We start from the raw sequence: 19,928 nt of genomic DNA on the forward strand, positions 1-19,928 counted from the left end.
GAGAATTCAAGTGATTGTGGAAAAAAGAAGGTTCCCGTCGCCCCATCCGCATATTCACTTATATACAGTGACATATGAGGCCGATGGACTTCGGATGAAAGGGCTGCTCGCTGAACCGGCCGGAGAAGGTCTCTATGACGGTTTTTTGTATTTACGCGGCGGCATTAAAAATGTGGGGATGGTCAGACCTGGCCGAATTGTGCAATTTGCAGCGCAAGGCTTTGTCGTCTTTGCTCCTTTTTACCGAGGGAATCAAGGAGGCGAAGGGAACGAGGACTTTGCCGGAGAGGATCGGAAAGATGCATTTGCGGCTTTTAATCTGTTAAAAAATCATCAAAAGGTGAAGCAGGATCGCATTCATATCTTTGGTTTTTCCCGTGGCGGTATTATGGGCATTTGGACCGCTGTTGAAATGAAACAGGAAGCCGCCTCCTTTGTGACTTGGGGCGGTGTAAGTGATATGAAGCTCACCTACGAAGAACGTGTGGATATGAGAAGAATGATGAAGCGCGTGATAGGCGGTCCGCCGCACAAGGTGCCAGAAGCATATGAGGCGCGAACCCCTTTGAATGATGTGGACAAAATCGAAGCCCCTGTCTTAATCATCCATGGAGAGCAGGATCAGAATGTATCCATTGAGCATGCGTATTTATTAGAAGATGCGCTGCGTCAGCATGGCAAGTCTGTGGAAACATGGTATTTTCATGGCTACAATCATTATTTCCCGCCGCAGCATAATCGGGAGATTGTCAGACGGCTGACGACATGGATGCACAGCCGTAAAGGCGGAAATGTGGTAAAATAAACAGTAGAAAGAAATTTAGAAAGTAGGGGGATTTTCATTATGGGAATGCCTGTTGAATTTAATACAATGATTGTCACAAAAGGAAAAGAGACAAGAATTGAAGAAAATGTGTTTGAGCTCATGAAGGAAGGGTACCGCATTTATCCATTAAATATTCCGCTTGAGGTGCGCAAAACGAAAGACGGGGAAAAAACAGGGACAGCACATGTAGAAAAGCTCGAGCTGTCAGACGATGTCACGAAGGTGACTTACCGTCTTGTATCATTGCATTCAACGAATTAAAAAAGCTGAGGGAATGATCCCCTCAGCTTTTGTCTTTTGATTAGACGAGTGGTCCGCCTTTTGCTTCGATGTCACTTGCTGCATGGCTGAATTTTTTGAAATTCTTTTTAAATTCGTTTGCAAGGAAGTAGGCTTTTTCTCGGTAAGCCTCTTGATCAGCCCATGTTTTAGCAGGCTGAAGGACTTCATCTGGCACCCCTGGAATATGAAGCGGGATGTGTAATCCAAAGATGTCGTCAGTGATTATTTCAGCATTGTCAAGATCGCCTTCGATGGCTGCCTGCACCATCGCTCTTGTATGAGCCAGGTTCATTCGTTTGCCCGTACCATAGCCGCCGCCAGTCCAGCCTGTGTTCACAAGGAATACTTTTGCGCCATGCTCATCAATTTTTTTGCCAAGCATTTCAGCATAGATGTGAGCAGGAAGTGGCAAGAACGGTGAACCGAAGCAAGTAGAGAATGTCGTTTCTGGTGATGTCACACCGCGCTCAGTTCCTGCTAATTTACTTGTGTAGCCGCTAAGGAAGTGATACATGGCCTGTTCTTTCGTTAAACGGCTGATTGGAGGTAAAACACCAAAAGCATCCGCTGTTAAAAAGACGATGGCAGATGGATGACCTGCGATACTTGGTTTCACGATGTTATCAATCATTTCGATTGGGTAAGCCGCCCGTGTATTTTCAGTAAAGAATGTGTCATCATAATCCGCTTCACGTGTTTCTTCATCCAGCACCACGTTTTCAAGCACGGATCCGAAGCTGATGGCTTTGTAAATTTGCGGCTCTTTTTCCTCACTTAAGTTCACACATTTCGCATAGCATCCGCCCTCAATATTGAAGACACCAGTGCTAGACCAGCCGTGTTCATCGTCTCCAATCAGCTTGCGGCTTGCACTTGCAGAAAGCGTCGTTTTCCCAGTCCCTGAAAGGCCGAAAAATAATGCGACATCGCCTTCTTGACCAACGTTAGCTGAGCAGTGCATGGATAAAATATCTTGTTCAGGGAGAAGGTAGTTCATGACAGAGAAAATGGATTTCTTCATCTCTCCTGCATACTCTGTTCCACCGATCAGAATTGTACGCTTTTCAAAAGAAACGATAATAAACGTTTCAGAGTTTGTGCCATCTGTTTCAGGATCTGCTTTAAAGTGAGGAGCAGATAAGATGGTAAAAGGCTTTTCATTTGATGATGGTGTTGATCCGTCAGGTCTAATGAATAGCTGCTTTGCAAAGAGATTGTGCCATGCGAATTCGTTTACCACTGTAATGGGTATACGGTATCTTTCGTCAGCACCCGCAAATCCTTCAAAGACAAATAGTTCATCACGTTCTTTTAAGTATGACACAACTTTTGTATATAAACGATCAAATGCGTCTTTTGAGATCGGCTGATTCACTGTGCCCCAATCAATGTTATGCGCAGAGCTTTCTTCTTTTACAATAAATTTATCTTTAGGCGAACGTCCAGTGTAGGCACCAGTTGTCGCGCGGACAGCACCTGTTGAAGTTAAAACGCCTTCATGACGTGCCAAAATCTTTTCAACAAGTTTCGGAACAGATAAATTTTGGTGCGTATTTTCTAATGAGAGCAATGACTGCAAATCTTCTTTTAAATCCACTGAGTTCATAAAAAACCCTTCCTTTACCGTTGAATTTGTTTTTGTTTCGATTAGTATAACACATTGATAATAATAGTCTATACTATTTAAATATTTTTGTGTGTGTTTTTTCATTTCTGCTATGAAAATATGCTTTTTGGTGATGTGAAAGATGAGGTAAAAAAAGAGGGGAGATAATTCCTATGAAGCATTGACATGACGCAAGGGTTTAAGATAAGATATCTTATTGAACGGATACTCTTATCCCGAGCTGGTGGAGGGACAGGCCCGACGAAGCCCAGCAACCGGTTTCTTATGAAAAAGGCATGAACATGCTGAGAAACCAAGGTGCTAACCTGATGCAAGGTACAAAAACACCTTGAGCGATAAGAGTGAAAGGCATGCGATCTCAGACCCTTTCCTCGCAATGAAGGAAATGGTTTTTTTATTTTTGGGATATCATATGAACAAATTGCCAATAACATCTCTAATATAAACGTTTTGAAATATAAGAGGGAACGAGTTCCGTATCATATTGGAGGCCTCATCTTGGGATGGTGTGGTCTTGTACAGGAGGAAATAGCCATTATGAGTCAAAATCGTCGTTTATTTACTTCAGAATCAGTGACCGAAGGACATCCGGATAAAATCTGTGATCAAATTTCAGACAGCATTTTGGATGAAATTTTAAAGAAAGATCCTAATGCACGTGTTGCCTGTGAAACTTCTGTAACAACCGGTCTCGTATTAGTAAGCGGTGAGATTACAACGTCTACTTATGTCGACATTCCAAAGACAGTACGTGACACGATTAAGGAAATTGGCTATACACGTGCGAAATATGGGTTTGATGCGGAAACATGCGCGGTTCTTACATCAATTGATGAACAGTCTGCTGATATTGCACAAGGTGTAGACCAAGCGCTTGAAGCACGTGAAGGTACAATGACTGAAGAAGAACTTGATGCAATCGGTGCAGGTGACCAAGGCCTTATGTTTGGTTTTGCAAACAACGAAACAGAAGAGCTGATGCCGCTGCCGATTTCACTAGCGCATAAATTATCTCGTCGTTTAACAGAAGTACGCAAGAATGAAACACTTGCATACCTTCGTCCTGACGGAAAAACACAAGTAACCGTTGAATATGATGAACAAAACAAACCGGTTCGTATTGACACAGTCGTTATTTCTACACAGCATGCACCAGAAGTGACGCTTGAACAAATTCAAAGCGACTTAAAAGAGCATGTCATTCGTCCTGTCGTTCCAAGTGAACTTATTGATGAAGAGACAAAGTACTTCATTAACCCAACAGGCCGTTTCGTGATTGGTGGACCTCAAGGGGATGCTGGTTTAACTGGACGTAAAATTATTGTTGATACGTACGGAGGCTATGCTCGTCACGGAGGCGGTGCTTTCTCTGGGAAGGATGCAACGAAGGTTGACCGTTCAGCAGCATATGCGGCTCGCTATGTAGCGAAAAACATCGTAGCAGCAGGTCTTGCAGATTCTTGTGAAGTACAGCTTGCTTATGCAATTGGTGTTGCACAGCCAGTCTCAATTTCAATTGATACGTTTGGAACAGGAAAAGCGTCTGAAGAAAAATTAATTGAAGTGGTTCGTGCAAACTTTGATCTTCGTCCGGCCGGCATTATTAAAATGCTTGACTTGCGTCGTCCAATCTATAAACAAACAGCTGCATACGGACACTTTGGCCGTCATGACTTGGATCTTCCATGGGAAAAAACAGATAAAGCCGACTTGCTTCGTCAGGAAGCCTTAGGACAATAACAACATACAAAACCGCTTATTTTAAGCGGTTTTCCTTTTGATTAAAAAAATTCTACAAAAAGCTAAAAATGTGAAACGAAATTAGACAAAATACGGTCTAATTATAGGTCTACTTTTAAGAAATAACATAACGTGGAGGCAATAATATGTGTGGGTTTGTTGGTGTATTTAATCACCGTCCATTGTCCGAAACTACTGAGCAGGAAGAGTTAATTAAACAAATGAATCGTCTCATCGTTCATCGTGGTCCGGATGATGAGGGTTACTTTCATGATGAGCATGTAGGATTTGGATTTAGACGTTTAAGTATTATAGATGTGGAGCACGGAAAGCAGCCGCTTTCTTATGAAAATGAAAAATATTGGATTATTTTCAATGGAGAAATTTATAACTATGTGGAGCTGAAGGAAGAGCTTGTGAAAAAAGGCTATACGTTCAGCACAGATTCTGATACGGAAGTACTTCTTGCCACATATTGTCACTATAAAGAAGAAGCAGCATCTAAGCTTCGCGGAATGTTTGCCTTTTTAATTTGGGATAAAGAAGCGCAGTTATTATACGGCGCAAGAGATCCTTTTGGAATTAAACCGCTCTATTTTACACAAATGGATGAGCAAGTGTACTTTGCTTCTGAACGCAAAAGCTTAATGGCTGTGAAGGAGGACATCCTATTTGATGAGACCGCTTTGCAGCAATATATGTCCTTCCAGTTCGTTCCTGAGCCAAATACACTTGATCAAAAGGTGCACAAAGTGGAGCCGGGTCACCAGTTTACACTGCGCCCTGGCCAAGACATTGAATTTAAGACATACTGGAAAGTCCAATTCAAGCCTGAACAAACACAAGAGCAGAAACTAATCGAAGAAGTACGTGATGCCATCTATGATTCTGTAAAAGTACACATGAGAAGTGATGTGCCTGTTGGTTCATTCCTATCAGGCGGGATTGATTCTTCTTTCATCGTGTCGGTCGCAAAGGAATTTCATCCTGAGCTGAAGACATTCTCTGTTGGCTTCCAGCAGGACGGTTTCAGTGAAGTGGATGTGGCAAAGGAGACAGCTGATAAGCTGGGCTTACAAAACTTTAGCGCTGTCATTTCCCCTGAGGAATATATGAACGAGCTTCCGAAGATCGTCTGGCATTTAGATGATCCTTTGGCTGATCCAGCGGCGATTCCATTGTATTTCGTGGCAAAAGAAGCGAAAAAACAAGTGACAGTTGTTCTTTCTGGTGAAGGAGCAGACGAGCTGTTCGGTGGATATAATATTTATCGTGAGCCTCTTTCTTTAAAGCCATTCGAATCGGTTCCAACCATGTTGAAAAAGTTTCTTCTTCGTCTGGCTCGTATCATGCCAGAAGGAATGAAAGGGAAGAGCTTTATCGTTCGGGGCTGTACGCCGTTAGAGGAACGCTATATTGGTAATGCGAAAATCTTTGAAGAGCCAGTGAAGAAAAACCTCTTAAAACAGTATGATCCGAACATCACGTATCGTGACGTAACGAAAACATACTTCGAGGAAAGTGCAGGCTACAGTGATATTAACAAAATGCAATATGTTGATATTCATACGTGGATGCGCGGGGATATCTTGCTGAAAGCAGATAAGATGACGATGGCGAACTCTCTAGAGCTTCGTGTCCCATTCCTTGATAAGGTTGTATTTGAAGCGGCTTCTAAAATTCCAGAAGAGCTGAAAACAAAAGATGGCACAACGAAATATCTGTTGCGTAAAGCAGCAGAAGGCATTGTACCAGACCATGTGTTGAATCGTAAAAAGCTAGGATTCCCTGTTCCGATTCGCCATTGGCTGAAAAATGAGATGAACGCTTGGGCGAAGGATATCATTCAAAACAGTCAAACAGATGAATACATTAACAAGGCATATGTTCTTGAGTTATTAAATGACCATTGTGCGGGGAAAGCAGATCATAGCCGTAAGATTTGGACAGTCCTCGTCTTTATGATCTGGCATAGTATTTATGTGGAACGCAGTATTGAGCCAGAGCAGTTGAATCATCAACCGAAAGAAGTGATCTTTAGTTAATGAAAAAAGGTTTTCAGCTTTGTGCTGAAAACCTTTTTTGTCATGATAGAAAGTGGTGTAAACGGGTAAAATAACAAGCGCTTCACAGTTATTGCTTAATATCCTGAAAAAAACATGATAAAGTGAAGATACACGTATGATGTTAACGCGATAAAAGGGAACGATAGTATTGTCCTTTTTCTACATATTCTCTACGGATACGATCCATGTCTTGGATATCTTCATCTGTTAGCAGTCGAACAACCTTGGCTGGACGGCCAAAAGCGAGTGTGCCTTTTGGGATGACTTTTCCTTGCGGGACAAGACTGCCGGCACCGATAAAGGCACCTTCGCCAATTTCCGCACCATCGAGAATAATGGACCCCATGCCAATGAGGGCATGTTGTCGAATGATAGAGCTATGTAATGTCACTTGGTGTCCAATGGTAGCACCATCTTCAATCAGAAGTGTTTTTCCAGGACTTTGATGCAGACAGGACAAGTCTTGAATGTTGACGTTTTTTCCAATTCTTACAGGAGCTACATCGCCTCTAATGACGGTTTGGAACCAAATGCTCGAATATTCTCCAATGGTGACATCGCCCGTAATGGTGGCGTTATCTGCGACAAAGACCGAGTCATGAATCTCAGGTGTAAACTGATGATATGGATAAATCACTTTTTCGACTTCCTTTCCTAATACAACAATTGTGAGGTGTTTACTTTGTGGACTTGGCATGCTGAAAGACCAGTTGGTACAATTGTGATTGTACATGGTGCTAGTGAATATCATGGCCGATATAAATGGCTGATCGAAATGTGGCGAAATGCAGGCTATCACGTTGTCATGGGTGACCTGCCTGGACAAGGGACATCGACACGTGCGCGAGGCCACATTCGCTCTTTTCAAGAATACATTGATACAGTAGATGAATGGATTGAACATGCGAAGTCGTTCAGACTTCCGACATTTTTACTTGGGCATAGCATGGGTGGGCTCATTTCAATTGAGTGGTTCAAGCAGTATACCCATACGAAGATTGATGGCCTTATTTTATCATCACCTTGTTTAGGTCTGCAATTTAAACCGAAGAAGCTGATGGATTTTGCGTCAAAAGGGCTAAATGTGCTGGCGCCGTCGTTTAAAGTCGAGTCTGGGCTGTCAATTGAACTAGCCACACGGAATCAGGATGTCATTGAGGCAGATTCCAATGATTCACTTTATGTGACAAAGGTGTCGGTTCGCTGGTATCGAGAGCTTGTGAAAAATATTGATGCGGCGATGCAGCCAACGAATGTCTTTCGGTCGATTCCGCTCCTCTTAATGCAGGCAGGCGATGACAAGATCGTAGATAAAACGAGGGTAATCAAATGGTTCAACGGCATTGAATCATATAATAAATCATATCGTGAATGGGAAGGGCTGTATCATGAAATTTTTAATGAGCCCGAACGTGAAGATGTGTTTAAGGCAGCAAGAGCCTTTACAGATCAGTATATTTGATTGTGAGCTTAAGTTGGGGGTGGATTGAATTGTCAGTACCAGAACGTCCTTTTGCACTGATGACGAAGGTGTATAAAGAGATTTTTCCGCTAGTTCATCAGGAGCTTAAAAAGTGGCGGGCTCATGCAGAAAAGATTGAAAACGAAGAACTGAGAACGCAGGCACTAGCGAGCATATCCAGTAAAACCTTTCACTGTGAAGGCGGGGGGATTTTATCTCTTCTAGCAGGTGAAGCGAAAGAAACATGTATTGAATTCATTGTGGCGTACCAAACAATTAGTGATTACTTAGATAACCTGTGTGACCGCAGTACGTCGCTTGATCCAAAAGATTTTCATATGCTGCATCAAGCAATGAGGGATGCGCTTGATATTCATGCGGAACTCAAGCCGTATTATCAATTCCGTGATGAGCAAGAGGATCACGGGTATCTGCATGCGCTTGTCAAAACCTGTCAGGACGTGCTGTCACGCTTAGCGCATTATCCGATCATTCAGCCGTATCTGCACACGCTGTGTGATTACTATAGTGATTTACAAGTACATAAGCATGTGGTTCCTCATGAACGTGTGCCTCGACTAGAGTCATGGTTCCGCCAATATGAAAAGGATTTGCCGGAAATGGAATGGTATGAGTTTTCCGCATGTGCAGGATCAACGCTGGGCATTTTCTGTCTTGTGGCTTATGCACTGCAGCCTGATTTTACAGAGAAACAAGCGAAGCAAATTTACGAAAGCTATTTCCCTTATATCCAAGGGCTGCACATTTTATTGGACTATTTAATTGATCAAGAAGAGGACCGGCTTGAGGGCGATCTGAATTTTTGCTCATACTACAATTCTCACCATGAGATGATGGACAGACTTCAGCATTTTATTGAAAAAGCGGATGAACAGCTGAAAGGCATTCCGCATGAGAACTTTCATAAACTAATCAATAGAGGGTTACTGGCGGTCTATTTGTCTGATGAAAAAGTGACAGCTCAAAAAGAGATGAACAAGCTGGCAAAGCGGCTCATTAAATCGAGCGGGAAAACGTCCTTCTTTTTCTATATCAACGGCAGAGCCTATCGGACCTATCAGAAAATGCCTTGGATGAAATCGTCATAAATAAGTTTAAATTCAACAGGGTGTGAGCTCGGCTTGTAGGGAAAACAATGTTTTTCTCTACAAGCTTTTTTGTTTTGTACGGTCTGGCAACAGGCGCTCGTGAGTAACATTTGTTCATTTTACACGAGGTGATGGACAGCTAACTAGTCAAACTTTCCCTAGTACAATCCTCTCATTTGCTGCCGATATAATTCTTAGTGTACGAATAGTAGGAAAAAAGTATCGATTAAATGAGTCCTTTTTCCTCCTTCTTACGTATATTTGTTGAAAAATATGAAAAAGGGGAAGATCGAGCATGTCCTTCTTTAAAAAGTTTGCAGCAAGTGTAGGAATTGGTGCGGCGAAAGTAGATACTATTTTGGAGAAAGAGGCATATGAACCGGGAGAAGAAGTAAGGGGAACAGTCCATGTAAAGGGCGGGAAAGTCTCTCAAGATATCCGCTTTATTGATGTAAAGCTTAATACATGGTACAGCATTGTAAAAGATGATGAAGAGCAGCGAAAAGACACGACCCTTCATTCTGTAAGGGTGACTGAATCATTTACCATTCAGCCAGGGGAAGAGCATCAATTTCCGTTCTCGTTTATCCTCCCTATTGATACACCAATCACAGTAGGAAAAGTAGAGGTTGCTGTAGTGACAGACCTTGATATCCAAGGGGGTATTGATAAATCAGATCACGACCGCATTTTCGTGCAAGCACATCCTTGGATGAAACGTGTGCTGGAAGCTGTCGAAAATCTAGGCTTTCGTCTTCATGAAGCAGACTGTGAACAAGCGCCTTACTTCAGCCGCCGCCTTCCGTTTGTCCAAGAATTTGAGTTCATACCGGTATCAGACTATTATGGCGAATTACTTGATGAATTAGAGCTTATTTTCCTTATGGACGAAGAGGGCTTAGACATTATCCTCGAAGTCGACCGCAGAGCAAGAGGACTGCGAGGCTGGCTGGAAGAGATGTATAATGACGGAGAACAGCTTGTACGCGTCCGCTTCAGCCAATCAGAGCTTGAAGGTGCACAAGAGCTTGAATCGGTGCTGGAAGAGATCATCGACCAATACGCTGAGTAATTCAAGATTGGCTCTTTCCTTTGAGAAAATAAAAAGCTCGAATCCATTTAGGATTTGAGCTTTTTTTCAATAGCTACCACAAAGGGCGGGTCGTTATGAATATTCATGTATTGATAAGATAACACTTGTACTTCTTCATGATGGAGTGATCTGCAATAATCAAGAAGTACTTCTTTTTCTTTTTTTCCTTCAGGATGACCGTGGTAAATCACAAGAACGATCAGACCGCCGGGTTTCAGCCAGTCAAGGAGCTGTTTGATGGCTTCAATGGTCGTATGAGCCTGAGTCGTGACGGTTTTATCGCCTCCTGGTAAGTACCCAAGATTGAATACTGCAGCGGATATTTGACCATAAGCATCTGCTGGCAGATGGGCAGCCATTTTTTCGTGTCCGTCGTGGATAAGGTGAACGTAAGGATATTGCTCACCAAGCCTGTTGCTTGTTTGCTCAATGGCTTCCTTCTGAACATCGAATGCGAAAACTTGTCCATCTTTTCCGACAAGGTCAGCTAAATAGCGTGTATCATGGCCATTTCCCATCGTTGCATCAATGACAATATCACCTTTTTGGCATGCGCGTTCTAACAGCTCTTTACTAAAAGGGAGCATCCGTTTTAAAATCATTTTGCCGCTTCTTCCAATCTGACGAAACGTTTGCCTTGGTAGCTGTTACGTCTTTCAAGCTCAGCATTAATGGCATTAAGCACTTCCCACTTATTTACACTCCACATTGGACCCACCATTAATTCAATAGGACCATCGCCTGTAATACGATGAATAATCATTTCTGGCGGCAGAATCTCCAGCTGATCACAAACAAGCTGAACATATTCCTCTTGGCTTAAAAACTCCAGCTTGCCTTTCTCGTATTGCTTCACCATAGGTGTTCCTTTTAAAAGGTGAAGCAGATGAATTTTAATTCCCTGCACATCTAAATCAGCGACAGCTTTTGCTGTTTCCATCATCATGTCCCGGTTTTCAAGAGGCAGGCCGTTGATGATATGCGAGCAGACACGAATCCCGTGTTTTCGAAGTTTTTGTACACCTTCTACGTAGCATTCATAATCATGGGCACGGTTGATGAGCATAGCTGTTCGCTCATGTACAGTTTGTAGACCAAGTTCAACCCATAGGTACGTTCGTTCGTTTAATTCAGCTAAATATTCCACCACGTCATCTGGCAGACAATCGGGTCTTGTGGCAATGGATAAGCCAACGACTCCATCCAGATTCATGACGGTTTCGTATTTTTCTTTTAGAACAGGAAGCGGCGCATGTGTGTTTGTATAGGCTTGGAAATACGCCATGTATTTTCCGTCTTTCCATTTGGTATGCATCCGGTCCTTGATTTCATTAAATTGAGTGATGAGATCATCTGCCCGATTTCCTGCAAAATCACCAGACCCCGCGGCACTGCAAAATGTACAGCCGCCATGTGCGACAGTACCATCACGGTTTGGGCAGTCAAAGCCGCCGTCTAAAGCGACTTTGAACACTTTATGACCAAAGTGTTCACGCAAATGATAATTCCATGTGTGATAACGTTTTTCGCTGTTTGAATATAAAAAAGGGTTATGCTGATCCAAGTCAGTAACCTCCTTGCATAATAATAGGCATCCTAAAAGTTTAACAAAAATCACGAAAGAGAACAATTGAATCTGTCCAACATTTTCTTTAGTGAAAAAGCTTTACGTGGGCAAAATAGGCGGGAGCGATGATGAAATGGAGGGATTGCAAGATGGCAACAAGAAAATCAATTGATGAATTTGTGCAAAAAAGCACTGAGACTCTTGAGTTTGCAAGTGAACAATTTGATTTGAGCTCTCGCCAAGAGCATTATAACGAAGAAGAATTTTCGAAAGCGCAGCTCATGCTTGAGGATGCGGTGAATGAATTAGAAAAATTAAAAGATGTCGCCAATGATCAACAAAGAGAGCGTTTGGACAGGACACGTGTTCAAATTCAAAGTCTGCAAAATCAAATGATTTTAGGTATTTCATACGATAACGAATGAGAACAGATCCTTCTTTTAAGGATCTGTTCAGCGTGTAGACAAACCCTCGCATTCTTTGTCAGTCCTGCGTGCTGGTGCTCACGAATGTCAAATTCGCTCCGCGCCGGTACTCGTCCTTCCTAGACTGCAAAGGTTCTCAAGTCACGCTGAAAAGAAGACAAAGGACTAAAATAAAGGTCATTTTAGCCCATTGTCAACAATCTGACAGATCCTTCTTTTAAGGATCTGTTTTTTATTTTTTCGAAAGGTGATTGACTTTTCGATCGAGTGTCTATATTGTATTAAGTGTACTACATCAACTAATACACTTTAGACACTTAAAAGTGAAGAAAGGTGTTTAACCATGAAAAAAGAAAAAAAACCAATCAATTTGAAGTGGATGGTGCTGGCTGTTGTGTTAGCATGTACATTTTTTTTCGTTCTCGTTTTCATTGGTTTTGAAGTTCAAAACGATTTAATTAAAAATTCGGTCCCTTTAATGCAAGGACAGGATCAAACGATAGGACTGCAAAAGCATGAATGAGGAAAGAGGGAGCCATCATGATTCAAATAGATCCACGAAGCGCTGCACCCATATATGAACAAATCATTGAGCAGATGAAAATTTTGTGCTTAAAAGGCGTGGTGAAGCCAGGTGACAAACTGCCCTCTGTGAGAGAGCTGGCCACCATTATTATCGCCAACCCAAACACCGTTAGCAAAGCGTATAAAGAGCTGGAGCGGGAAGGGATTATTGAAACGTTAAGAGGCCGCGGAACGTATGTGACAGAAGGTGCGCAGTCAAAGCTGAATGAAGGGAAGGTGGTAGAGATGAAGGAGCAATTAAGGCAGCTCATGATTGAGGCTCATTATGCCGGTATTGATATTCATCAACTCAAGGTGTGGTTAGAAGAGATCGGCTCAAGTCTAAAAGGAGGGAAACAAGTTGATTGAGGTTAGAAATGTATCAAAGAAATTAAATGGACGTGAAGTACTCAGCGATGTTTCCTTCAAGATAGGCGAAGGAGAGATCTTCGGTTTGCTCGGCCGTAACGGGTCAGGCAAAACAACACTTCTCAGATTGATTCAGCAAATTCTTCTTCCAGATGAAGGAGAGATTTATTTCAAAGATGTACTCGTCAAAGACCACCCGTTAGTCAAGCAAAATATTGTGTATATGCCGGTCGTAAATCCTTACTTTGACAGGTACAATTATGGACAGCTTGTGAAGCTGTTAAAACAACTGTATCCAAAGTTTGACGTGACATATGCCAATGAGCTTGTGAACCGATATGAGATTCCGGAGAAAGTGAAATACCGTGAGTTATCGACAGGTTTAAAGAAACAGCTGTCCCTCATTTTAAGTTTTGCCATCAAACCAGCGGTCATTTTGTTAGATGAGCCGACAGATGGGATTGATGCGGTCACGAGAAATGACGTTCTTCAGCTGATGATTGATGAAGTGGCAGATCGACGAACGACGATTTTAATTACATCTCACCGCTTAGAGGATATTGAGCGTATGTGCAATCGAATCGGGTTTTTAGAAGGAAATCAGCTCACAAGTGTCATGGATTTAGATGAATTAAAGAATGACTATGTCAAAATCCAAATGGCATTTGAAGAGGATATGAACTTAAGTATTCGAAAAAAAGGCGTTGCGATTTTAGATCAAGCGGGTGTGTTCTATACAGCACTTGTACTCAAAACAGATGAAGAGGCAAAAGAGTATTTGAAATCGCTTGAACCAAAAGTCTGGCATGAACTGCCTGTGAATTTAGAAGAAGTATTCATTGCGAAGTTTGGAGGGAAACGCAGATGGTAAAGCGGCAATTGTTATATAAGGAATGGAAGCAGTCTGAGCTGACATTCATTTTAGTGATGCTTGTTGCAGCGCTTGCGACGCCCTTTTTATTCTTAATGGAGTATTCGTCTTTTGAAACATGTCTAAAGGATACAACTTGTATCGTTGATTCACCACGTTTTTCTTATATCTTTAAAACAGATGCGTTTCTCTCCCTTTCTTGGTTAATGGGGCTCTTTTTTGCTGTGATTCAGCTAGGAGTTGAGAGAAATAAAGGGCAAATGGATTTTACCTTATCATTGCCGTTTAGCAGAAGTACAATTTATCACACAAAGTTTTTCTTAGGCACTGGAATCATTGTAGTTGTTCATGCTGTCTCATATGTTCTCACTTATTTACTTATTTTAGGACTTAATCCACTAGAGACACCAGGATTGCATAGCGGCTATTTCGTTTCCCTTGTGTCTTCCTTGATGTTTTATAGTCTATTTTTTGCAGCTGGTACTTTAACCGGAAGTTCCATTTCTCAAGCAATCGTTGGGTTCAGCACAGCTATCTTACCCTTTTTAGTTTTTGGATTACCGATGGTTCATTTAGAGTTTATCTTGAAGACAAGCGGGAGCTGGGTAGATAAAAGCTTTACTTATTTGATTTCGCCCATGTCTCCAATTACTTACATTACAACTGACCCTTTCCAATCGGATTATCCTCTTTGGTTTACGGGTGAAGAATTCATTATACCTATTGTCATGATGGTGTTGTTTTATCTAATTGGCTTATTGAGCTTTATGAAACATCCAATCGAACGAAATGGTCGCTTCTTTCTTTATCGAACGATCGACCGGCCCATTCAGATATTGGTCATTGTCTTCGGTGTTCTAGGATTTGGCTGGGTTGGTTTTTCTTCAGACAATTCCATGTTTGGTTATATCGCCGGCATGGTAATCGGTGGAGTTGTAGGTGCGCTTACGAGTTATTTCTTAATCTATAGAAAAAGATAAACAGAGAGCAGGGGAGCAGAGATGATTCAAATTCAATCGTTAGATCATGTGTTTAAAATTGGTAAAAAGGGCAGAGAGAACGAAATTCCTGTGCTCAAAGACATTGACTTGTCTATTAAAAGAGGCGATATTGCTTGTATCGTTGGGCGAAGCGGTTCGGGGAAATCGACTTTATTGAATTTAATATCTGGATATATTTCACCAACGAGGGGACAAATTATCGTTGATGGCACCAATGTGACCGGCTTTAATGAAAAAGAGTGGGCAGACTTTCGGTTAGATCATTTTGGCTTTATCTTTCAAAGCTTTCAATTGATCGGAAGTTTGACAACGTTTGAAAATGTGGAACTTCCGCTCACTTTAAAAGGTGTGAAGTCGTCTGAGCGAAAAGTGAAAGTAAAGGAAATGCTGAAACGAGTTGGTCTTGAACATCACGCTGGACATTATCCCAATGAACTGTCAGGTGGACAGCAGCAGCGTGTGAGTATTGCAAGAGCCTTGATCCTTAATCCATCTATTATTTTAGCTGATGAACCGACAGGCAGTCTCGATTCAGAAACAGAAGGGCAAATACTAGCCTTTATCCAGCAGCTCAATCGTGAAAAAGGGATTACATTTGTCATCATTACACATGACGATGAAGTTGCTTCTATCGCAGACACAACGTTCCAGCTTCATGATGGTGTATTAAAGAAAGGGGAACAGTCCATTGAAGTTTAGAGATCAGGTCAAATTCATCAGAAGAAATATGAAGAAAAATAGATTGCGTGTGTTTATGACCATTCTTGCAACGACAATGGCATGCTCTTTCTTAATCGTACTTGCATCTGTCGGTTTTGGTCTGCAAAAATCGGCTCAAGATGAAATCATGAAACAACAAATCATTACAGAAATTAAAGTGTTAGGCAAAGAAAAAGGCGACGTCAAGGTGGATGATTTAAAGACATATGATCAGGTGAAATCTGTCGTCGCCAGAACGGCAATCAATCCATCGGTTAACGTCGAGCTCGATGACCGCTCAACTGAAACGCAGGCAGCTCTAACAGATATGAAAGAAGAAAAAGAGGCAGGCCTTGAACTAGACCGAGGGAAAGTCCCAACATCAGCAAACGAAATTGTCGTTGGGTATCATATGGCAGAGCAGCTGTGGACGGAAAAAGAACGTGCAGCCTATGAAAAAGAAATGAATCAGACGTCAAATGGTGAAGAATCACCGAAAGAGCCAAAAGGCTATACGAAGGAGATTTTAAACAAAGTCATTCAAATCAAAGTGCCAAAGCTTAATGAAGAAAATGAAGTTGTGGAAGAAAAGACGTTTGATTTCCGTGTAGTCGGCGTGTTGAAAAAACCGAATTTAGAGTGGCAGCAGGATCATAAAATTCTTATTCCGAATGCTTATGAAAAAGAATTTGGTCAAATACTCGACCTGTCTCCTGAAGCAGGAAATGTTGAGAAAATGACTTCTGTTTATGCAGACAAATTCGACAATGTCGGTGCACTGACGGATAAGCTGACAGATGACGGCTATCAAGTCATCTCTGTGACGAACCAGCTTGAAGGAATGGATATGTTCTTTACGGTCTTCAAAATTGGACTTATTTTTGTCGGATGTATTGCGGTCATTATTTCTGCGATCGGCATTTTCAATACGATGACAATGGCGGTAACAGAGAGGACACAAGAAATTGGGATCATGAAAGCCATTGGTGCGAATCCTTCTATTATTAAGAGGATGTTCCTCATGGAAAGTGCTTATATTGGGGTGATTGGATCGATCATCGGGATTATCATCTCGTATGTGATTAGTTTTGCAGTGAACTTCATCATTCCAGCCATTTTGTCTTCCATGTCTGAGGGAGGGGCAAGCGATCAATTCTCGATTACCTTCTCCTATATTCCGCTAAGCCTTGTGATCACTGCAACAGTGATTAGCGCAGGGGTAGCGATTATCTCTGGACTCAACCCAGCACGTAAGGCAACGAAAACGAATGTATTAACAGCATTAAGAAGAGAAAATTAAAAAAGAACCTCCTGTGCCTTTAGCTGGCTGACAGGAGGTTTTTGCTCTTAGAAAAATGGCTATTGCTTAGGTGCTCGGTATCCTGCACGCTCTGCTTCTTCTACGGAGCAGAACATTTTGGTCACATGTTTTGTTCGTGTGTAGTATCTGCTGCTCGGCGTGTGATATATGCCGTTGACACTTCCTTTAATGTTACAGGCAGCCGATTCATTTTTTGTTTCTTTTTGTGACTCATGACCGCCAGTATTCGATCCATCATCCTTAGGCGCAGAGCGCTGGACGGCCGAGGACTGAGTGTCTTTGTTTCCGTTCTTGTTTTCTTTTTTGAGTGTTTCGTTGGTGGAGGTGAGTTTGTCTATTTTCTTTTCAAGCGCTTGAATGGTTTTTTCTTGTTGTTTGACTGTTTTCTTTTCTGAGGTGATGTTTTCTAGTTTCTTGGACAGCTCTTCTTTTTCGTTTGTCACGTCTTTTAAAGTGGCCGTAAGTGTCTCTTTATCTTCCTTTAGACGAGAAATGTCAGATGCTAATTGTTTTTGATCCTTGAGCAGCTGTTCAGAAGATGGATCTGCTTGTGCTTTCTGAGCACCTGTGACGGCAAACGGTAATGACATCATCGACAAAACAAGACCAATGATCAAAAAAGGATAAAAGAGTTTCTTTGAAAAAATTGGTTGGTTTTGCTGTTTGAGTAAGAAGAAATTGACGGCATATCCTATGGCGAAACAAACACATAAAAGACCTATGATGAGTAACATCATCATCTAGCAGCCCCCCTAAATCGCTATTTACCCCTATCATACCTCATTTTTCCATTTTGGGGAGCGATTCAACTAAAAAAAACCTGTTTACACAGGGTTTTCCAGCGTGTAGACAAACCCTCGCATTCTTTGTCAGTCCTGCGTGCCGGTGCTCACGAATGTCAAATTCGCTCCGCGCCGGTACTCGTCCTTCCTAGACTGCAAAGGTTTTCAGTTCACGCTGTAAAGAAGACAAAGGGCTAAAATAAAGTTCATTTTAGCCCTTTGTCAACAATCTGAAAAACCCAGTTTACACAGGGTTTTCAGCTAATGGCAATTCTTTAATTGCTTCTTTGACTGTCAAATAAGTAATTGTATTCTGTAAATTTGTATCCAAGTCTTTCATTTTCATCGCGAGCTGTGGTTTGATCCCAGTGATGATCAGTTCCGTTCCAGTTAAGTTCAGAAGGTGATGCAGCTTGAAAATTCGTGCTGCAACGGAATCATCGACATCGATTAAACCAGAAAGATCGACAATTAAATAATCATCCTTTGAATCATCTAATATACAAGTTAACTTCGCGACAATGGCATCAAAGCGTTCTTCAGATAATGTTCCGATGAGTGGAAGGGCGGACACACCATTTTTGATTGGGACGATTGGCGTCGAAAGAGAGGTGACTTCCTTTAACGAATCTTCTAGGAGCTGTTCATATTCTTTCTGTTTCGTAATATCCTTTTGAAAGCCAACGAAAAATGTTTTGTCATCTTGTTCAATGTATAGAGGATCTATATTGAGTTCATTCCAGAAAAAAGTGCCGTCTTTTTTATAATTTTTGAGCTGTGTGGTAATAGGTGTTTTGTGTTGTATTCCATGACGTATTAGAGCAAGCTGCTCTTGATCTGTGTCTTTCCCCTGGAGGAATCGACAATTACGCCCAAGAATCTCATCTGGTTTGTATCCAGTCATTTGTGTAAAGCCATGATTCACATAAACGATAGGGTTATCCTCTAAAGAAGGGTCTGTAATGACAACACCAATCCGCGCATGATCTAGCGCTTTTTTTATGAGTTCAAGCTGTTTTTGCAAGCCGAAGATATTCGAGCTGACCATATTACCCTCCTTTACTGCTACTATCAGACATGTAGAATGGTTTTTTCAACCAAACCAATTCCTTATAAACGTAACATAACATATGTTCTGTTTCAATGATTGCAAACGCTTTGTTAAATTTGTCATCATAGTTTGTCCTCCATTAGAATAGAATAAGTAAGGAGACTTTTCATTAGAAAAAGAAGGGATCAATTACTCATAATTCATAAAATGACAGAAATAGTTAATATGGATTAGGTAAAAATGATTCCAATGCATCAAGTTGTTTTTGGGTCATTCACATATAATGGAAGAAACAAGCTTTTTTTCTTCGTTAGAGAGAATAGACCTTTTACATGGATTATGACGGAACAGCAGAATGGCATTACAGGGGGCTGGACAGCCTGAAGTCGCTTTACTATTCTAAGGGCTTTAGGAAGGTGATGAAAATGCTGCAACAAGTCATTATTGCTTGCGCCATTGGAGGGGTCATGGGCATTCTCGGTCACGTAAAGAAAAAAGGCAGGCTAGAGAAGCCCAGAATGACAAAAAAGTTTATTTATCTAGGGTTTATTGAAGATTGGCTCGTTGGGATGATTGCCGCTACGCTGCTTGTCTTATCCTCAAATCCCGATTCTAGTCTGCACTTGGTCATCTTATCAATTATTTCAGGTTACGGAGGAGAAGCAGTTCTGCGAAGCTTCGATTTTGTCAGAGAACAGCGTTCACAGGATGCAGACTCCAACCGTCATAACCGATCTCCACACGAATAATATCCTCTACTTTACCCTAGTCTAGGGTACATTCCCATTGTATACAAACCTGCTTGCACTTATGATCATAATTCTATAAAATACTACTTAGATGACGGTTACGATAAGAACAGTGAAGAGGAGTAGTAGGAAAGCAGTATTTGTCTTTAGAGAATTGACGGCTGGTGAAAGTCAATCAAATCTGCTTCTGAACTCGCCTCAGAGTTGCAGTTGCGTTAAAGCTTCTGTCGCATGTCTGCGTTAAAGATATTAAGTGAGCGTATGAACAGTAAGTTACGCTAACAAGGGTGGTACCGCGGGAAACAAAAAATCTCTCGTCCCTTT

At 41.6% G+C, this 19,928-nt stretch carries 21 protein-coding genes, 1 riboswitch and 1 other annotated feature (1 of these 23 cut by a window edge); of the genes, 15 read left to right on the plus strand and 6 right to left on the minus strand.

Annotated elements, in window-relative coordinates:
- The first annotated feature begins 10 nt into the window (after positions 1–10).
- Entirely contained in the window at positions 11–805 is a 795-nt protein-coding gene (locus tag BK049_RS13590; protein ID WP_008361927.1) for an alpha/beta hydrolase family protein, read from the plus strand.
- 39 nt (positions 806–844) lie between these two features.
- A complete protein-coding gene (locus BK049_RS13595) occupies positions 845–1,087 on the plus strand; it encodes a DUF2584 domain-containing protein (RefSeq protein WP_008361929.1) in 243 nt (80 codons plus the stop codon).
- Positions 1,088–1,127: 40 nt separating this feature from the next.
- On the opposite strand, the gene pckA is transcribed toward BK049_RS13595, so the two are convergent.
- Positions 1,128–2,714: a phosphoenolpyruvate carboxykinase (ATP) gene (pckA, locus tag BK049_RS13600; protein ID WP_071168742.1), complete on the minus strand. Its 1,587-nt coding sequence runs from the start codon at positions 2,712–2,714 to the stop codon at positions 1,128–1,130.
- Between the two features lie 228 nt (positions 2,715–2,942).
- Positions 2,943–3,077, plus strand: a riboswitch (SAM riboswitch).
- Positions 3,078–3,272: 195 nt separating this feature from the next.
- Between pckA and metK the strand changes: the two genes are divergently transcribed.
- Both metK and asnB read left to right on the plus strand, forming a co-directional pair.
- Positions 3,273–4,475 carry a methionine adenosyltransferase gene (gene metK / locus BK049_RS13605; protein ID WP_008361732.1) on the plus strand — a complete coding sequence of 401 codons (1,203 nt, stop codon included), beginning with the start codon at positions 3,273–3,275 and terminating at the stop codon, positions 4,473–4,475.
- A gap of 146 nt (positions 4,476–4,621) precedes the next feature.
- Positions 4,622–6,520: an asparagine synthase (glutamine-hydrolyzing) gene (asnB, locus tag BK049_RS13610; RefSeq protein ID WP_008361730.1), complete on the plus strand. Its 1,899-nt coding sequence runs from the start codon at positions 4,622–4,624 to the stop codon at positions 6,518–6,520.
- Positions 6,521–6,662: 142 nt separating this feature from the next.
- On the opposite strand, the gene BK049_RS13615 is transcribed toward asnB, so the two are convergent.
- Complete coding sequence (locus tag BK049_RS13615; RefSeq protein WP_008361728.1) at positions 6,663–7,178, minus strand: gamma carbonic anhydrase; 516 nt, start codon at positions 7,176–7,178, stop codon at positions 6,663–6,665.
- A gap of 45 nt (positions 7,179–7,223) precedes the next feature.
- Between BK049_RS13615 and BK049_RS13620 the strand changes: the two genes are divergently transcribed.
- The 3 genes from BK049_RS13620 to BK049_RS13630 all read left to right on the plus strand — a co-directional run bounded on the left by BK049_RS13620 (position 7,224) and on the right by BK049_RS13630 (position 10,184).
- Positions 7,224–8,003, plus strand: coding sequence for an alpha/beta hydrolase (locus BK049_RS13620; RefSeq protein WP_008361725.1), 780 nt, complete (start codon positions 7,224–7,226; stop codon positions 8,001–8,003).
- Positions 8,004–8,032: 29 nt separating this feature from the next.
- Complete coding sequence (locus BK049_RS13625) at positions 8,033–9,112, plus strand: tetraprenyl-beta-curcumene synthase family protein (RefSeq protein ID WP_008361724.1); 1,080 nt, start codon at positions 8,033–8,035, stop codon at positions 9,110–9,112.
- Between the two features lie 295 nt (positions 9,113–9,407).
- Entirely contained in the window at positions 9,408–10,184 is a 777-nt protein-coding gene (locus BK049_RS13630) for a sporulation protein (RefSeq protein ID WP_071168743.1), read from the plus strand.
- Between the two features lie 47 nt (positions 10,185–10,231).
- Here the strand turns inward: BK049_RS13630 and mnmM are convergent, their stop codons facing one another.
- Both mnmM and mnmL read right to left on the minus strand, forming a co-directional pair.
- The gene (gene mnmM, locus BK049_RS13635; protein ID WP_008361720.1) at positions 10,232–10,807 is read right to left on the minus strand and encodes a tRNA 5-(aminomethyl)-2-thiouridylate-methyltransferase MnmM; all 576 of its coding nucleotides are present in this window, start codon (positions 10,805–10,807) and stop codon (positions 10,232–10,234) included.
- Positions 10,804–11,769, minus strand: a complete 966-nt coding sequence (gene mnmL / locus BK049_RS13640; protein WP_008361718.1) for a tRNA modification radical SAM protein MnmL/YtqA — start codon at positions 11,767–11,769, stop codon at positions 10,804–10,806. Before mnmL ends, mnmM begins: the two co-directional genes overlap by 4 nt.
- 152 nt (positions 11,770–11,921) lie before the next feature.
- Here mnmL and BK049_RS13645 point away from each other — a divergent pair, with 152 nt between their 5' ends.
- From BK049_RS13645 to BK049_RS13675, 7 genes are all read left to right on the plus strand, one after another.
- Positions 11,922–12,197, plus strand: coding sequence for a YtzC family protein (locus BK049_RS13645; protein WP_008361717.1), 276 nt, complete (start codon positions 11,922–11,924; stop codon positions 12,195–12,197).
- Positions 12,198–12,540: 343 nt separating this feature from the next.
- Positions 12,541–12,720, plus strand: coding sequence for a hypothetical protein (locus BK049_RS13650; protein ID WP_071168744.1), 180 nt, complete (start codon positions 12,541–12,543; stop codon positions 12,718–12,720).
- Between the two features lie 17 nt (positions 12,721–12,737).
- Complete coding sequence (locus BK049_RS13655) at positions 12,738–13,130, plus strand: GntR family transcriptional regulator (RefSeq protein WP_008362024.1); 393 nt, start codon at positions 12,738–12,740, stop codon at positions 13,128–13,130.
- Positions 13,123–14,001 (plus strand): ATP-binding cassette domain-containing protein, encoded by an 879-nt coding sequence (locus tag BK049_RS13660; protein ID WP_008362023.1) that lies wholly within the window; start codon positions 13,123–13,125, stop codon positions 13,999–14,001. The genes BK049_RS13655 and BK049_RS13660 overlap by 8 nt, the downstream gene beginning before the upstream one ends.
- Entirely contained in the window at positions 13,995–14,981 is a 987-nt protein-coding gene (locus BK049_RS13665; protein WP_071168745.1) for an ABC transporter permease subunit, read from the plus strand. The genes BK049_RS13660 and BK049_RS13665 overlap by 7 nt, the downstream gene beginning before the upstream one ends.
- 21 nt (positions 14,982–15,002) lie before the next feature.
- On the plus strand, positions 15,003–15,701 hold the full coding sequence (locus tag BK049_RS13670; RefSeq protein WP_008362020.1) for an ABC transporter ATP-binding protein: 699 nt from the start codon (positions 15,003–15,005) through the stop codon (positions 15,699–15,701).
- Entirely contained in the window at positions 15,691–17,001 is a 1,311-nt protein-coding gene (locus BK049_RS13675) for an ABC transporter permease (RefSeq protein WP_071168746.1), read from the plus strand. Before BK049_RS13670 ends, BK049_RS13675 begins: the two co-directional genes overlap by 11 nt.
- Before the next feature lie 59 nt (positions 17,002–17,060).
- On the opposite strand, the gene BK049_RS13680 is transcribed toward BK049_RS13675, so the two are convergent.
- Both BK049_RS13680 and ytvA read right to left on the minus strand, forming a co-directional pair.
- On the minus strand, positions 17,061–17,762 hold the full coding sequence (locus BK049_RS13680; RefSeq protein ID WP_008362017.1) for a sunset domain-containing protein: 702 nt from the start codon (positions 17,760–17,762) through the stop codon (positions 17,061–17,063).
- Between the two features lie 286 nt (positions 17,763–18,048).
- Positions 18,049–18,852, minus strand: a complete 804-nt coding sequence (ytvA, locus tag BK049_RS13685) for a YtvA family blue-light photoreceptor (RefSeq protein ID WP_071168747.1) — start codon at positions 18,850–18,852, stop codon at positions 18,049–18,051.
- A gap of 422 nt (positions 18,853–19,274) precedes the next feature.
- On the opposite strand from ytvA, the gene BK049_RS13690 reads away from it, so the two are divergent.
- Positions 19,275–19,604, plus strand: a complete 330-nt coding sequence (locus BK049_RS13690) for a DUF4257 domain-containing protein (RefSeq protein WP_223249904.1) — start codon at positions 19,275–19,277, stop codon at positions 19,602–19,604.
- A gap of 103 nt (positions 19,605–19,707) precedes the next feature.
- Positions 19,708–19,928, plus strand: a binding site (T-box leader); it runs 1 nt beyond the window's last position.

Source organism: Bacillus xiamenensis (genome assembly GCF_001857925.1).
Classification (GTDB): domain Bacteria; phylum Bacillota; class Bacilli; order Bacillales; family Bacillaceae; genus Bacillus; species Bacillus xiamenensis.